This is a genomic window from Pseudoxanthomonas sp. SL93 (assembly GCF_026625825.1).
Lineage (GTDB): Bacteria > Pseudomonadota > Gammaproteobacteria > Xanthomonadales > Xanthomonadaceae > Pseudoxanthomonas_A.
On the sequence record NZ_CP113065.1, the window covers coordinates 618,241 to 634,435 of the forward strand.

Sequence of the window (16,195 nt, forward strand, 5' to 3'; positions counted from 1 at the left end):
GACCGTCGCGGACGCTCCTTGATCCTGCGCAATCCTGCGCGTGAACGCCACCGGCTCCACGCGAATCCGTGATGACGCAGGCGGGCGCGCGGATCGTCCTGCAGGGTCCGGACCGATGCGGCAGGGCGGCGCAACGGACCCGCTTCCCCCGCAATGGAAAGGGCGCCGAAGCGCCCTTTCTGAAACGATCGATATCGGGTCGTGCTCAGCCGTGGCCGCCGCCACCGCGAGGGCCGCGATTGCCGCCACCCGGACGGCCACCGCCGCCGGGGCGACCGCCAGGGCCACGCCCGCCTGCCGGGCGACCACCCGGACCGGGGCGCGCACCCGCATTCTGCGGACGGTTGCCACCGCCACCCGGACGACCCTGCGGACGCGGTGCGCGCGGCTGCTGGCCGTAGGGGCTGAAGCCCGGGTTGGCATGGTCGGACGGGAAGCTGGGCGCGTTGCCCGGATGTCCGTACGGACGTGCCGCGCGCTGCGGCTTGCCGGCAGCGCCCTGCGCGCCGCGCGGGCCGCGCTCGGCATTGAAGCCGGAGCGGTCATTGCCGAAGCGGTCACCACCAGCACCCTGGCCACCCTGGCCGTAGGGATTGCCACCGCGCTTGGGGCCTGCGCCCGCGCCGCCGGGACGCGCACCGGGCTTGCCGGCGTAAGGCTTCCGGGGGCCGCCCGGTCCGGCATTGCGATGACCGGACGGACCGGTGTCCACGCCTTCCGGCACGTACCAGCTGCGGAAGGCCGCGGGATTGCCATCCGGCAACGGCTTGGGCCCCTTCGGCGTGCGCTGCTTGAACGGACGCTGCGACTGCTTGGCCGCGGCTTCACCGCTGACCGTCAGGCCGCCATGCGGCTTCTTGCCACGGCCGCCGCGGCCTCGGTCTTCGCGCACATGGTCGAAGCGACGCAGTTCGCGGCCTTCGTCGGCACTGTTGTGGCCGTTGACATAGGCATTGCCTGCGCTGCGGCCACCGCCCACGTGCACGGTGGACTTGGCGGCGCGGCGCTGGCCGATGACCGGCTGCAGGGTCAACGCGGCGGGCGTGCCGTCCTCGAGGCCCAGTTCCTTGCGCAACGCCAGCACCTGCGCGTCCGGCAGTTCCTGCGACTGGCCGCGCAGCAGCGGCTGCGGCAGGCTGACCTTGCCGTAGCGCACGCGCTTCAGGCGGCTGACCTGGCAGCCCTGCGATTCCCACAGGCGGCGCACTTCGCGGTTGCGGCCTTCCTTGACCACCACGCTGAACCAGTCGTGCGAGTCGGTGCCGCCGATGCGTTCGATCTCGTCGAACTTGGCGGGGCCGTCTTCCAGCGCCACGCCGCGACGCAGGCGGTCGACGATGTTGTCCGGCACGCTGTCCTGGCCTTCCGGCGCACGCACGCGCACGACGTACTCGCGCTCGACTTCGTACGACGGATGCATCATCGCGTTGGCGAGTTCGCCGTCGGTCGTCAGCAGCAGCAGGCCGGTGGTGTTGATGTCCAGGCGGCCGATGGCGATCCAGCGCGCGCCCTTCAGGGCCGGCAGCGCTTCGAAGATCGTCGGGCGGCCTTCGGGGTCTTCGCGCGTGGTCACTTCGCCTTCCGGCTTGTTGTAGATCAGCACGCGGGAGGGTTCGGTAAGTGCGCTGGCAACGAAGGTCTTGCCGTCGAGCTCGATCTTGTCGCCGGCCTTGACTGACAGTCCGGTCTGCGCGACTTCGCCGTTGACCTTGACCAGGCCGTCGGCGATGCGCTGTTCCAGCGCGCGACGCGAGCCCAGGCCGGCCTGCGCCAGCACCTTGTGCAGTCGCTCTTCAAGTCGCTGGGTGTCGGGGGTTTCAGCGCTTTCGCCGCGCTTCAGCGACAGCTTGCCGAGGGAGGGTTTTTTCGGGGTGTTGCTCATTGTTTCTGCTCCGACGGTGCCCGGTCTTCCTGGTCGGAATCTGCGGCGTCGTCATCTTCGGGTTGAGGTTCATCGCCGGAAGCGTCTTCGGCCTGGTGGCCGGCTTCCGTCGGGGTGTCGTCTTCCTCTTCATCGCCTGCTGGCGGTGAAGCGTGTTCGTTCATGCCGGCATCCGTTCCGTCGGCGTCCATGTCGTCCGCATCGCCGTCTTCCGCTGTCGCGGCGTGTCCGTCATCCTCCGGATCATCCACCGTGTCGCCGCTGGCGATGCTGACCGGGAGCGGTGCGCCGTCCAGGGGCAACTGCGGTTCCAGCTCGCCGATGTCCTTCAGTTCGGACAAGGGGGGGAGCTCATCCAGGCGCTTCAGGCCGAAGTAGTCCAGAAAGCCCTTGGTGGTGCCGAACAGCGCCGGCTTGCCGGGCACGTCGCGATGGCCCACCACGCGGATCCACTCGCGCTCTTCCAGGGCTTGGATGATGTTGCTGCTGACGGCCACGCCACGGACCTGTTCGATCTCGCCGCGGGTGATCGGCTGGCGGTAGGCGATCAGCGCCAGGGTTTCCAAGGTGGCACGGGTGTAGCGGGTCTTGCGCTCGGTCCACAGGCGCGCGACCCAGGCATGCACGTCTGCCTTCACCTGGTAGCGGAAGCCGGAGGCGACTTCCACCAGTTCCACGCCGCGGTCGGCGCAGTCCTCTGCCAGCTGGTGCAGGGCCTGCTCCACGCTGTCCGGCGGCGCGGGCTCGTCCTCGGGGAACAGGCCGTGCAGCTGCGCCAGCGTCAGCGGCTGGGTGGCCGCCATCAGGGCGGCTTCCACGATGCGGTTGATGAGCGATTGATCCATTCGGTTCTGTCGTTCTGGTTATGGGGTGCCGCGGCATGGCGCCCGGCGACCGGAAAGTCACTCAGCGTCGTTGGCGGCGTCGCTGTCGTCGAACTCGCTGTTGAACTGCAGCGGCTCGTTGGTGTTGTTCAGGGCCAGCGACTTGACGTAGATGGGCGCCAGCGGCGCTTCCTGCACGATGTCCAGCAGCTGTTCCTTGGCCAGTTCCAGCATGGCCAGGAAGGTGACCAGCACCCCCAGCTTGCCTTCCTCGGCGGTGAACATGCTTTCGAAGCGGTGGAACCTGCCGTCCTCCAGCCGCGTCAGCACGTCACCCATGCGCTGGCGCACGCTGAGCGCCTCGCGCTTGATCGCGTGGCCGGTGAACAGCTCAGCGCGCTTCAGCACGTCGTACAGCGCCAGCAGCATTTCCTTCAGTTCCACCGGCGGCGGCAGTTTCACCGAGGCCCGGTCCGGCACATGCGCCTGCACCGGCGTGGTGTCGCGATCCTGCCGGGGCAGGCTGTCCAGGTCCTCGGCGGCCTGCTTGAAGCGTTCGTATTCCTGCAGGCGGCGCACCAGCTCGGCGCGCGGATCGCCTTCTTCGCCTTCCTCCGACACCGGGCGCGGCAGCAGCATCCGTGACTTGATCTCGGCCAGGATCGCGGCCATCACCAGGTACTCGGCCGCCAGTTCGAACCGCAGCTCCTGCATCACATTGATGTAGTCCACGTACTGCCGGGTGATCTCGGCGACGGGGATGTCCAGGATGTCCAGGTTCTGCCGGCGGATCAGGTACAGCAGCAGGTCCAGCGGGCCCTCGAACGCGTCGAGGATGACTTCCAGCGCGTCCGGCGGGATATACAGGTCCTGCGGGATCTGCAGCACGGGCTGACCATGCACCACCGCCAGCGGCATTTCCTGCTGCTGCGGATGCGTGGACTGGGTTTGCGGATTCGCGTCGGACGCGAGTTCGGAGCTCATCAAGAAGAAGCCGTAATGCTATTCATATCGCCATGGGGCAAGCGGTGCGCGGCAAGGGCGGCGCGATCCGGTCATGCGCAAAACAACACTCGAGTGCGTCGCAGGGCGAACGCGTCCCTTACATCAACCAGCAAAGCACACCGCACAGGGCGGACAGCGAGGAGGTCGTCGGGCGCGGGCGGTGGGGGGCAGCGAATCGGTCGTCCCGGGCCCATTCCGTGTTTCGGGGGCTTGTGGGGTGCGCCGGTGTCAGTCGGTGTATCCCCTGGACGGGCCGCTGCTTCCGGCCGTGCAATGGATCAAGAGTAAGCGCTGGCAGGGGCGCTGTCCAGCACCGACAGGGTGGGCCGCACGTACAATTCAGGCTTGAGCCTTGGGAGTAGACACATGTGGTATGCCATTGAAGGGTATGACGCGGCCGACGCCCTGCCGAAGCGGCTGGCGGCCCGCCCGGCGCATCTGGCCCGCCTGACCGCCCTGCGGGACGAGGGTCGCCTGCTGCTGGCCGGCCCCTGTCCGGCCATCGATGCGGAGGATCCGGGCCCGGCCGGCTTCAGCGGCAGCATCGTGATCGCCGAGTTCGACTCGCTGGACGATGCACGCGCCTGGGCCGACGCCGACCCTTACGTGGAAGCCGGTGCGTATGCGCGGGTGGACGTGCGGCCGTTCCGCAAAGTCCTGCCATGAGCCGCGTCGACCGCATCCGTGCCGCCCTGGAGGACGCCCTGCAGCCGCAGGCCCTGGACGTCATCGACGACAGCCACCGGCATGCCGGCCACGAAGGGGCCCGTGACGGGCGGGGGCACTTCACCGTGCGGATCGTCAGTGACGCGTTCGCCGGCAAGCTGCCCTTGGCCCGCCACCGGGCGGTGTACGCCGCCCTGGGCAACATGATGGAGACGGATATCCACGCGCTGTCGATCGAGGCCCGGACGCCGTCGGAAGCCCGCTGAGCCTGCCGCCCGGCCTGTGCGGCCGGATCGCGCATGCGCCCATCGTTGGGTAGCCAGCACGGACTGGAAACGTTTACATTCGCGGCCTGACTGCCTGGGAGGGCGCTCATGCCCCGGATTGCCAACCCCCACCCCGCACGCCGCCGCGGCGTCATTGCGCCCTTGATGCTTGCCGCGCTGCTGTCCGCCAACGTCGCCGCTGCCTCTCCATCCACCCCTGACCGGTCGGCCGAAAAGGCCTTCGTGGATGCGCTGATGGCCAGGATGACCGTCGAAGAGAAGCTGGGCCAGCTGAACCAGCCATCCGGCGTGGGCAACAACACTGGCCCGGCCGCGATGGCCGGCAGCGAGGACCAGATCCGCAAGGGCGCGATCGGTTCCTACCTGGGTACGCAGGGGGCGGTGCTGACGTGCCGGCTGCAGCGGATCGCGGTGAAGGAGTCGCGGCTGGGCATCCCGCTGCTGTTCGGCTACGACGTGATCCACGGCCACCGCACCGTCTTCCCGGTTCCACTGGGGGAGTCGTCCAGCTTTGACCCGGTCGAAGTCCGGAACGCCGCGCGCGTGGCCGCGGTGGAGGCGTCGGCGCACGGCATCCACTGGACCTATGCCCCGATGGTGGACATCGCGCGCGATCCGCGCTGGGGCCGCGTGGTCGAAGGCGCCGGCGAGGACCCTTATCTCGGGTCGGTGCTGGCGGCGGCGCGCGTGCGCGGGTTCCAGGGCGATGACCTGGCCGCGCCCGATACCGTCATGGCGACCGCCAAGCATTTCGTGGCCTATGGCGCGGCCGAAGCGGGTCGCGACTACAACGTGGCCGACATCTCCGAGCGCACGCTGCGCGAACTGTACCTGCCCCCGTTCAAGGCCGCGGTCGATGCCGGCGCGCAGTCGATGATGGCGTCGTTCAACGATGTCGCCGGCGTGCCGATGCATGCCCATCGCGCGTTGATCGAAGACCTGTTGCGCAAGGAGTGGGGCTGGGATGGCCTGATGGTCAGCGACTACACCGGCGTGATGGAGCTGATGCCGCACGGCGTGGCGGCCACGCCCGAGGACGCGGGCAGGCTGGCGCTGCGCGCGGGCGTCGATGTGGACATGGTCAGCCAGATCTATGTCAACGATCTTCCCGCTGCGGTGAAAGCCGGCCGCGTGCCGATGGAGCAGGTGGACGCGTCGGTGCGTCGCGTGCTCAACGCCAAGTACCGGCTTGGACTGTTCGATGATCCGTTCCGCTACTGCTCGGACGATGGCGCCCGCGAGCGCGCGCTGACGCTGACGCCCGCGCATCGCGAGGCCGCGCGACGCATGGCGCAGAAGTCGCTGGTGTTGCTGGAGAACGAAGGCAACGTGCTGCCGTTGTCCAGGTCATTGCGCACGCTGGCGGTGATCGGGCCGCTGGCCGACCATCAGCGCGCGATGCTGGGCAACTGGGCCGTGGCGGGGCGCGAGGAAGACGCGGTGACGCCGCTGGACGGCCTGAAGGCCGCGCTGGGCGACGGCACCCGCTTGATCGTGGCCAAGGGCGCCGACATCGACAGCACGGATACGTCCGGTTTCGACGCAGCCCTCCGGGCAGCGAAGCAGGCCGATGCCGTGGTCATGTTCCTGGGTGAACACCCCGACATGAGCGCGGAAGCGAACAACCGCACGTCGCTCGACCTGCCCGGCGTGCAGCAGGAACTGGCGCTTGCGGTGGCGGCCACCGGCAAGCCCGTGGTCGTCGTCCTGTTGAACGGGCGGCCCTTGTCGATCGGGGCGCTGCAGGGCAGGGTGCCCGCGATCCTGGAAGCATGGTTCCCCGGCGTGGAGGGTGGCCATGCCATCACCGATGTATTGTTTGGCGACGTCAATCCGTCGGCGAAGCTCCCGGTCACCTTCCCGCGCAACGTGGGTCAGGTGCCCATCTACTACGCGCACAAGAACACCGGTCGACCGCCGCGCGAAAGCGAGAAGTACACCAGCAAGTACCTCGACGTGCCGTGGACACCGCTGTATCCCTTCGGTCACGGCCTCAGCTACACCACGTTCCGTTACGACGCGCCCGTCGTGCAGCACGCGAAACTGGACCTGCCGTTGCAGCCGCAGCAGGTCAGCGTGCGCGTCACCAATACCGGGGCGCGGGCCGGCGTGGAAGTCGTACAGCTTTACGTGCGGGATGACGTGGCCAGCGTGACCCGGCCGGTGAAGCAGCTGCGCGGGTTCCAGCGCGTCGCCCTGGCGCCCGGCGAATCCCGGACGGTCACCTTTACCCTGGGCTTCGAGGATCTGGCGCTGTACGACCTCGACATGAAGCGCGTTGTCGAGCCAGGCACCTTCACGGTGTTCGCAGGGGGCAGCTCGGATACGGTGCTGCAGGCGCAGTTCGAAGTGGAAGCACCGCGCCGCTGATGGTGCGTTGCGGCAAGGTCGCTGCCGTTCGACGCGACGTGCAAGTGATTGAAAACAAAGCCTGTGTGACGTGAAATAACGCAGGCTTTACACGTTTCCGTGAAAACGGTTACAGTCCGCGCCACTTGCAGCAGTCATCACCGCGGAGGGGCGGGGAATGGCGCGAACAGCGGTCACCATCAAGGATGTTGCGCGCGAAGCCCGGGTATCCGTGGCGACGGTGTCGCGTGCCTTGAACGGCCACGAGAACGTCGCCGAATCCGTCCGCCAACAGGTGCTCGCCACCGCGGACCGCCTACGCTACCAGCCGCACGCGGCTGCCCGCAGCCTCAGCAGCCGCCGCACCCAGACCATCGGCGTCGTGCTGCCGGACCTGTACGGCGAATTCTTCTCCGAACTGATCCGTGGCATCGACCAGGTCGCCCGCGCGCGTCGCCAGCATCTGCTGGTGTCCAGCTACCACGGCCATCCGGAAGAGCAGGGCGAAGCCCTGCGTGCCATGCGCGGTCGCGTGGACGGTCTGCTGGTGCTGTCGCCGTATACGGATCGCCCTGGTTTCCTGGTGGACAACCTGCCCTCGGCATTGCCTGCCGTGCTGATCAACACGCACCTGCCGGATTCGCCGTACCCGGCGCTCAGCGTGGACAACTATGGTGGCGCGACCACGATCGTGGCGCACTTGGCGCAGGTCGGTCACGGCACCATCGCGTTCATCGGCGGACCGCGGGACAACTTCGATGCGCGCGAGCGCCTGCGCGGTTACCGCGATGCGCTGTCGCAGCACCTGGGAGACGCGAAGCCGATGGAATACGACGGCGATTTCAGCGAGGCCTCCGGCTACGAAGCGGGCAAGCGCATCCTGGCGGAGCGCGTACGTCCGCACGCGGTGTTCGCGGCCAACGACATGATGGCGCTGGGTTGCCTGTATGCCTTCAACGAAGCGGGCGTGCGCGTGCCGGACGACATCGCGCTGGCCGGTTTCGATGACATTCCGCTGGCGCGCTTCGTTCACCCCACCTTGACCACGATGCGGGTCAGTATTGCGGAGTTGGGTGGCCAGGCCATGAGCCGGTTGCTGGACACCATCGATTCCGACGGCGAACGCGTCGCGGCGTCATCCACGTTGACTCCGGAACTGATCGTGCGGGCATCGAGCGCAGTAAAGGGTGCGGGAAAAGCATCCGCGTAGCGGGCCAGGAGTTTGGTTTTTTTTGACTGTAGATGTAACCGATTACACATTGCTCCAGAAAGCAACCAGAACGAAAGATCCTTTGGAGGGAGAGGCTATGAATCGTCACACACACACGAAGTACCGCCCCAACCGCAGCCTGCTGGCCTGCGCGCTGGCCAGCTGCATGGTCATCGCCGCGCCGCAGGTGTTGGCTCAGTCGACGGCTGCGACCATCCGTGGCCAGGTGTCAGCGGATTCCGCGCCCGCCACGGGAGCGAGCGTTACAGCGACCAATGTGGCTACCGGCCTGACACGTAGCGTGCAGACCAATGCCAACGGCAGCTATTCGTTGGGCGGCTTGCCGCCGGGTACGTACCGCATTGATGTGACGGCCGGAGGCCAGACCAATTCGCAAAACGTGACCGTGGCCGTCGGTCAGACGGCGACCTTGAACCTGGGTGTTGGCGGTGTTGCAGAATCCGCGACGCAAGGCGCGGCTACAACCCTGGATACTGTGTCGGTGACGGCTGTCCAGTTGTCGGAGACGAAGACGTCGGAAGTCGCGACGTACGTCAGTCAGAAACAGATTGAGGCGCTGCCGCAGAATTCGCGCAACTTCTTGGCCTTTGCCGACATTGTTCCCGGTGTCGTGTTCACTACTGGTTCCGAGGGTTCCAGTTCGATTCGAAGCGGTGCGCAGTCTTCCGCTTCGATCAATGTCTTCATCGATGGTGTTGGACAGAAGGACTACGTACTGAAAAGCGGCATCACTGGACAAGACTCAAGTCGGGGCAACCCGTTTCCGCAACTCGGCATCTCCGAATACAAGGTCGTTACCTCCAATTACAAGGCGGAGTACGACCAGCTGAGCAGCGCGGCGATCACCGCCGTGACCAAGTCCGGTACCAATGAGTTTCACGGCGAGTTCTTCTGGGACAACGTCACCAGCGACTGGGTGGCGGACACGATCCGCGAAGCCGATGGCCGCGACAACAAGGCCGATACCCGGGACGAGCAGTACGGCTTTTCGCTGGGTGGACCCATCGTGAAGGATAGCCTCCACTTCTTCTTCGCGTATGAGGCAAAGGATCGTAGCGACGCACGTCAGGTGGATCCCGGTCGCCAGTTCGAGATAGAGGACCTGCCCGCCCAGTTCCAGGAAGAAGCGCGTTCCACCACCAACGCGCCGTTCAAGGAAGATCTCTACTTCGGCAAGATCAGCTGGACGCCGGGCGATGCGCACTTGGTCGAGCTGACGGCGAAGCGTCGCGAGGAGGATGAAACCACCAACATCGGTGGCGTGAATCTTGGCTCGTATGCCACCCTGAAGACAGGTGAAGAAACGCGCGTCGATCTGCGCTACCAGTACAGCGCCGATACATGGCTTAACGATGCGCACATCACTTATGAGGATGCAAACTTCGCACCGCGTCCGTTGAACACCGACATCGGCTACCGATTGTTGATTCCTCGCATCGGTGAGGAGAACAACAATAATCCTGCCATGGAGGAAATCATCAACCGCGGGGGCGGTGGCGACTTCCAGAATAAGGGGCAGAAGGGTTACTCGATCCAGAACGATTTCACTTTCACGGGTTGGCAAGGCCATACGTTGAAAGCAGGCATCAAGTACAAGGATATTGATCTGTCCGCGTTCGAGCAGAGCCCTTACTCGCCGCAGTTCCGCTACGATTTCCTGCGCAGCTTGGATGTGCCTTACTTCGTTCAGTTCACGGCGTCGGGGAATGGCTACCCGACATCGGTTGAGTCCAGCGCCAAGCAGTTCGGCATCTATCTTCAGGACGACTGGGAGGTCAATGAGCACCTGACCCTGAACATGGGCCTCCGCTGGGATTACGAGAAGAACCCCAGCTATGAAGACCACGTAACTCCGGCTGCGCTGGTTTCGGCCCTGCAGGCGTGGCCCAACATCAACAATGCCAACGTCGACTACGACTACAACGATTACATCAGTACGGGCAATAACCGCGATGCGTTCAAGGATGGCTGGCAGCCGCGCGTCGGCTTCTCCTATGATCTCAATGGCGATCAGCGGCACGTGATATTCGGCGGAGCAGGGCGGTCCTACAATCGAAACCAGTTCGACTATCTCTCCTATGAGAAGTATCGTCTGGCCTTCCAGCGCTACGAGTATCAGTTCAATACGCCTGGCCACACCTGCGCGCCTAACCCGGCGACGAACTGTTACAACTTCGATCCCAGTATGCTGGATCCGGCGGTGCTCGCTGCCATGGCGGCGGCCAACCCAAACAACGGCGCTGAAGTATTCCTGCTGAACAACGATATCAAGACGCCTTATTCCGACCAGTTCAGCTTGGGCATGCGGAATGCCTTCGAGCTGTTCGGCATCGATTGGAGCTCTTCGGTCACCCTGCTGCGGATCGAAAGCAAGGACGGCATCCTGTGGACGATGGGAAACCGCTACCCGAACGGCGAGTTCCGCAGCAATCCGGCGCTTGATTGGGGTGGCCAGCCATGGGGTGAACAGTTGCCTGGCTGGGGCCGTTTCTTCATAGGGAACAACGCGGTCGAAACCACGCTCAATTCTCTCCTTGTTTCGCTGGAAAAGCCGTACACCCGCCAGTCCGGTTGGGGAATGAGCCTGGCTTACACCTATAGTGATGCGGAAGAAAACCGCAGCAACTCCGACCAGTTCTCCTTCGACTACCCAAACCTCGACAATGTGTCGTTCACGAGCGCGCTCGGCGTGCCCGAGCACCGTTTGGTCATGACGGGCATCCTGGATTTCTGGGGTTTCACGGCGTCCGGCAAGTTGACACTGGCCACGCCGAAGTATGTAGAGGCCATCAACTGCTATGACACGACGGCACCGGGCAATTGCTATTTCGACCCATTCAAGCCGGACACCACGCTGGGCTTTAAACAGTTCGACATGGCATTGCAGCGTGAGTGGGATACGGGGACCGACCTGAAGTTCCGTGTCAGGGCGGACGTACTGAACGTATTCAACTGGCGCAACGTGCTTCCGTCGGAATACGCCAACTGGCGGGGTTTCGATGGCAACCCGGATCCGAACTACGGTAATCGTACGGGTGACTCGATCGAACGGCCCACCCGAACCTTCAAGCTGTCCTTCGGTCTGAGCTGGTAACAACGACCCGGAAGCCGGCAGATGCTGCAAGGCATCTGCCGGTAACCGGGTTTCTTTTCACGTAAACTTGTAAACGGTTACATGCAGGAAATCGCCTTGAAAAAGCATGTCAAACGCCAGCGCGTCCTGTGGCTTTCCGGGCTCGTGCTGACGCTCCTCCTGGCAGCTTGCCAGAGGGCGCCCGAGCCGGCGGCGGCGCCTGCCGCTCCACCCGCAGCGACCACGCCCGTGGCGGCCAAACCCGAGCCGCCGGCGAAGCCCGAGTTGCCGCCGCTGTTCCGCGACATCGAGCGCCGCACGTTCCAGTTCTTCTGGGACACCACCAACGAAATGAACGGGCTGACCCCCGACCGGTATCCGTCGCGACCGTTCGCCAGCATCGCTTCGGTAGGCTACGCATTGACGGCGTATCCGATCGGCATCGAGAACGGATGGGTGAGCCGCGGCCAGGCCGTGGACCGCACGCTGACCACGCTGAAGTTCTTCCGCGACCTCCCATCCGGGCCGCAGGCGACGGGCAAGGGCGCCTACAAGGGTTTCTATTACCACTTCCTCAACATGGACACTGGGCACCGCTACGACAGCTGGGTGGAACTGTCCAGCGTGGACACCTCGCTGCTGATGATGGGCGTGCTGTTCGCCCAGTCCTACTACGACCGCGACGACCCGCGCGAGAAGGAGATCCGCGAACTCGCCGACACCCTCTACAAGCGCATCGACTGGACCTTCCTGCAGAAGAACAAGCCGCTGGTCGCGATGGGCTGGTTCCCGGAAAGCGGCATCATCCCGCATGACTGGAAGGGCTACAGCGAAGCCATGATGGTCTACGTGCTGGCGATGGCCTCGCCGACGCATCCGGTGGAGCCGGAAGCGTGGGAAGTGTGGACGCGCAGCTACGGCGAGCTCTGGGGCGTGTTCCAGGGCCAGGAGTACCTGACGTTCGCGCCGCACTTCGGGCACCAGTACAGCCATGTCTGGATCGACTACCGCGGCATCCAGGACGCGTACATGCGCGAGAAGGGCATCGACTATTTCGAGAACAGTCGCCGCGCCACGTACGCCCAGCGCGCCTACGCCATGGAGAACCCGATGAAGTGGCGCGAGTACGGCGAGAACGTGTGGGGCCTGACTGCCAGCGACGGTCCGCAGCAGACGCTGCAGGAATACCGCGGCGAACAGCGCCAGTTCCGCCACTACTCGGCGCGCGGCGCGGGTTTCCGCGAGAACTTCGATGACGGCACCATCGCGCCGACCGCCGCCATCGCGTCGCTGCCGTTCGCGCCGGAGATCGTCATCCCGGCCACCGAGGAAATGCACAAGCGCTACGGCGACTACCTGTATTCCAGCTACGGCTTCCTGGACTCGTTCAATCCCAGCTTCGACTACGACATCCCGCTGAAGACCGGACGCATCGTGCCGGGCAAGGGCTGGGTGGCCAGCGACTACATCGGCATCGACCAGGGCCCGATCCTGGCGATGATCGCGAACTACCGCAACGGCTTCGTCTGGGAAGTGATGAAGAAGAACCCCTACATCCGCGACGGCCTGGAGAAGGCCGGCTTCCAGGGCGGCTGGCTGCAGGCGAAGAAGGGCGAAAAGACCGGCGCGGCCGACAATGCCGAGCAGGCCCGGCAGGCCGATCCCGAAGCGGCCGCGGCACGTGCGCTGGGCAGTGCCGAGTCGCGCGCCCACCAGGCGGCGCAGCCCGAGGCACCGCCGCGTACACAGCAGCCGCAGTAAGCTTGTTCCATGCTCCACGACGCGCCCGCACCGTTCTCTCCAGCACGCATCAGGTACTTCTCCGGTGGAAGGAGGTACTTGGTGCGCTGCTGTCTGGTGCTGGCCGTGGTGGCGATGAGCGTCGTCGTGGCGGGCTGTTCGCGCAAGGCCGACGACCGACAGGTGGTGACGTTCTGGGTGATGGGCTACGAAGGTGAGGTGGTGGCCAGGCTGCTGCCGGAGTTCGAGCGCCAGAACCCGGGCATCCGTGTGGACCTGCAGAGCATTCCCTGGCTGTCCGCACACGAGAAGCTGCTGACGGCGTTCGCTGGCGAGGCGCTGCCGGACGTCAGTCCGATCGGCAATACTTGGATTCCAGAATTCGCCGCGCTCGGCGCACTGGAGCCACTGGATGACGAGATCAACGCCACGGCCGGCTTCGACGCGGGCGATTACTTTCCGGGCGTGTGGGATACCGGCGTGGTCGACGGGCGCACCTACGCGGTGCCGTGGTACGTGGAAACCCGGCTGCCTTTCTACCGCCGCGACATGCTGGCCAGGGCCGGCATCGACAAGGTGCCGGTCAGCTGGGACGAGTGGCGCACGGCCATGCAGGCGGTGAAGCAGCAGGCGGGCGAGGGCAACTACGCCATCCTGCTGCCGCTCAACGAGTTCGAACCGCTGCTCAGCCTGGCGGTCCAGCAGCCCGAGCCGCTGCTGCGCGACGGTGGCCGCTACGGCAATTTCCGCAGCGCGGGCTTCCGCGAGTCGCTGGGGTTCTACAAGGAGATGTTCGACCGGGAGTGGGCGCCGGTGGTCACCAACAACCAGATCTCCAACGTGTGGGACGAATTCGGCAAGGGATTCTATTCGTTCTACATCTCCGGCCCCTGGAACATCGCCAAGTTCAAGGAGCGCCTGCCGGCATCGCAGCAGCAGGACTGGATGACGATGCCATTGCCGGGACCGGACGGACCGGGGGCGTCGTTGGCCAACGGCACCAGCTTCGTCGTGTTCAAGGATTCCCCGAACAAGGCGGCCGCCTGGAAGCTCATCGCCTATCTCTCGACCCCGCAGGTGCAGGCGCGCTTCCACGCGCTGACCGGGGACCTGCCGCCGCGCCGTTCGCCGTGGCTGACGCCGGCGCTGGCCAACGACCCGCATGCCAGGGCGTTCCGTGAGCAACTGGAGCGCGCGGTATCCACGCCCAAGGTGCCGGAGTGGGAGCGCATCGCCACCGAGATGCGCCTGCTGGGCGAACAGGTGGCCAATGGCCGCATGACCGTGGACCAGGCGGCGGAAGAACTCGACCGTCGCACCGACCGCATCCTGGAGAAGCGCCGCTGGATGCTGGACCACGCGCAAGGCGCGGGAGCGGCACGATGAAGCGCTCGCTGGCCGGGTGGCTGTTCGCGGCGCCTGCGCTGACGGTGATCGTGGTCTTCTTCGGCTTGCCGGTACTGGCCGCGCTGGCGCTCAGCCTCACCGATTTCGACATCTATGCGCTGGCCGACCTCGGCAACCTGCGCTTCGTCGGCCTCGACAACTACATCGGCCTGCTGCAGAACCCGATCTTCTGGAAGTCGCTCGGCAACACGCTGTACTTCGTCGTGGTCGGCGTGCCGCTGTCCGTGGCGCTGTCGCTGGGCGCCGCGCTGCTGCTGCATTCGCGGCTGGGCCGGTTCAAGGGCTTCTTCCGCACGGCGTTCTTCGCCCCCGTGGTGACCACGGTGGTGGCGGTGGCGGTGATCTGGCGTTACCTGTTCCATACCAAGTACGGGCTGGTGAACTGGGGGCTGTCGTGGCTGGGCATCGATCCCATTGACTGGCTGGGTGACCCGACGTGGGCCATGCCCACCATCATCCTGTTCGCCGTGTGGAAGAACTTCGGCTACAACATGATCATCTTCCTGGCCGGCCTGCAGAGCATTCCAGAAGATTTGTACGAAGCCGCGCGCATCGATGGTGCCTCACGTTGGGCACAGTTCCGCCACATCACGCTGCCGCAGCTCGGCCCCGTGCTGCTGCTGGTCGGCATCCTGACCATGGCCGGCTACTTCCAGTTGTTCGCCGAACCCTACGTGATGACGCAGGGCGGTCCGCTGGAGAGCACCAAGAGCGTGCTGTACCTGATGTACGAAGAAGGCTTCAAGTGGTGGAACCTGGGCAATGCGTCCGCGGTGGCGTTCCTGCTGTTCGTGCTGATGACCGTGGTGACCACCGGCCTGCTGTGGTTCGCGCGCAAGCGGGGCGTGGAATGAACCGGCGCGTGGCTTCCGTCATCGTCAACAGCCTGCTGGTCGGCTTGGCCGTCATCAGCCTGGGGCCGCTGCTGTGGATGCTGTCGGTGTCCTTCATGCAGACCGGCGAGGCGGGGCACTTCCCGCCACCGCTGCTGCCGGATGCACCCACGCTGCACAACTACCGCGAGCTGTTCGTGCGTGCCGGCATGGGGCGTTACCTGCTGAACAGCTTCATCGTGTCCACCAGCGTGATGCTGCTGTCGCTGCTGTTCAACACCATGGCCGGTTACGCGTTCGCCAAGCTGCGCTTCAAGGGACGCGACCGGACGTTCCGGGCCCTGCTGGCGGCCCTGGTGATCCCCGCGCAGGTGGCCATGATGCCGTTGTTCCTGCTGCTGAAGCAGATGGGGCTGGTCAACACGTACGCCGGCGCCATCGTGCCCGGCATGGCGGCGATTTTCGGCATCTTCCTGGTGCGCCAGTACGCGCGGTCGATTCCCGACGAACTGCTGGAAGCCGCGCGCATCGACGGTGCCGGCGAAGCCCGTATCTTTTTCCAGATCGTCCTGCCGGGGCTCAAGCCGATCCTGGTGACGCTGGCGATCTTCAGTTTCCTCGGCGCATGGAATGATTTCATGTGGCCGCTGATCGTGCTGAGCGATGACACCCTGCAGACGCTGCCGGTCGCGCTGGCGTCGCTGTCGCGCGAGCACGTGATGGACTACGAACTGATGATGGCCGGCTCGGTCGTCACCATCCTGCCGGTGCTGCTGCTTTTCCTGGTGCTGCAGCGCTATTACATCCAGGGTCTGTTGCTGGGCAGCGTGAAAGGCTGAGCCTGCCGCGCGTCGACCGTTGTCGGAGACGAAAACATGACGTTGTCCTTTTCCCGCCT

12 protein-coding genes are annotated in these 16,195 nt (G+C 65.3%); 9 read left to right on the forward strand and 3 right to left on the reverse strand.

Annotated elements, in window-relative coordinates:
- Window positions 1–205: 205 nt before the first annotated feature.
- Genes OVA13_RS02885 through OVA13_RS02895 form a run of 3 tightly spaced genes read right to left on the reverse strand, consistent with a single transcriptional unit; the run spans window position 206 to window position 3,690 of the window.
- Complete coding sequence (locus OVA13_RS02885) at window positions 206–1,882, reverse strand: pseudouridine synthase (RefSeq protein WP_267792319.1); 1,677 nt, start codon at window positions 1,880–1,882, stop codon at window positions 206–208.
- The gene (scpB, locus tag OVA13_RS02890) at window positions 1,879–2,727 is read right to left on the reverse strand and encodes an SMC-Scp complex subunit ScpB (protein ID WP_267792320.1); all 849 of its coding nucleotides are present in this window, start codon (window positions 2,725–2,727) and stop codon (window positions 1,879–1,881) included. Before scpB ends, OVA13_RS02885 begins: the two co-directional genes overlap by 4 nt.
- A 57-nt stretch (window positions 2,728–2,784) precedes the next feature.
- Window positions 2,785–3,690 (reverse strand): segregation and condensation protein A, encoded by a 906-nt coding sequence (locus OVA13_RS02895; protein WP_267792321.1) that lies wholly within the window; start codon window positions 3,688–3,690, stop codon window positions 2,785–2,787.
- Window positions 3,691–4,077: 387 nt separating this feature from the next.
- Here OVA13_RS02895 and OVA13_RS02900 point away from each other — a divergent pair, with 387 nt between their 5' ends.
- From OVA13_RS02900 to OVA13_RS02940, 9 genes are all read left to right on the forward strand, one after another.
- On the forward strand, window positions 4,078–4,377 hold the full coding sequence (locus OVA13_RS02900) for a YciI family protein (RefSeq protein WP_267792322.1): 300 nt from the start codon (window positions 4,078–4,080) through the stop codon (window positions 4,375–4,377).
- Entirely contained in the window at window positions 4,374–4,643 is a 270-nt protein-coding gene (locus tag OVA13_RS02905) for a BolA family protein (RefSeq protein ID WP_267792323.1), read from the forward strand. Before OVA13_RS02900 ends, OVA13_RS02905 begins: the two co-directional genes overlap by 4 nt.
- Window positions 4,644–4,751: 108 nt before the next feature.
- Entirely contained in the window at window positions 4,752–7,034 is a 2,283-nt protein-coding gene (gene bglX, locus OVA13_RS02910) for a beta-glucosidase BglX (protein WP_267792324.1), read from the forward strand.
- Between the two features lie 157 nt (window positions 7,035–7,191).
- Window positions 7,192–8,223: a LacI family DNA-binding transcriptional regulator gene (locus tag OVA13_RS02915; protein WP_267792325.1), complete on the forward strand. Its 1,032-nt coding sequence runs from the start codon at window positions 7,192–7,194 to the stop codon at window positions 8,221–8,223.
- 97 nt (window positions 8,224–8,320) lie between these two features.
- Window positions 8,321–11,338: a TonB-dependent receptor gene (locus OVA13_RS02920; RefSeq protein WP_267792326.1), complete on the forward strand. Its 3,018-nt coding sequence runs from the start codon at window positions 8,321–8,323 to the stop codon at window positions 11,336–11,338.
- A gap of 81 nt (window positions 11,339–11,419) precedes the next feature.
- Window positions 11,420–13,078 (forward strand): glucoamylase family protein, encoded by a 1,659-nt coding sequence (locus OVA13_RS02925; RefSeq protein ID WP_267792327.1) that lies wholly within the window; start codon window positions 11,420–11,422, stop codon window positions 13,076–13,078.
- 81 nt (window positions 13,079–13,159) lie between these two features.
- Window positions 13,160–14,443 (forward strand): sugar ABC transporter substrate-binding protein, encoded by a 1,284-nt coding sequence (locus tag OVA13_RS02930; protein ID WP_324288255.1) that lies wholly within the window; start codon window positions 13,160–13,162, stop codon window positions 14,441–14,443.
- Window positions 14,440–15,318 (forward strand): carbohydrate ABC transporter permease, encoded by an 879-nt coding sequence (locus OVA13_RS02935; RefSeq protein ID WP_267792328.1) that lies wholly within the window; start codon window positions 14,440–14,442, stop codon window positions 15,316–15,318. Before OVA13_RS02930 ends, OVA13_RS02935 begins: the two co-directional genes overlap by 4 nt.
- A complete protein-coding gene (locus OVA13_RS02940; RefSeq protein ID WP_267792329.1) occupies window positions 15,315–16,136 on the forward strand; it encodes a carbohydrate ABC transporter permease in 822 nt (273 codons plus the stop codon). The genes OVA13_RS02935 and OVA13_RS02940 overlap by 4 nt, the downstream gene beginning before the upstream one ends.
- The last annotated feature ends 59 nt before the right edge of the window (window positions 16,137–16,195 follow it).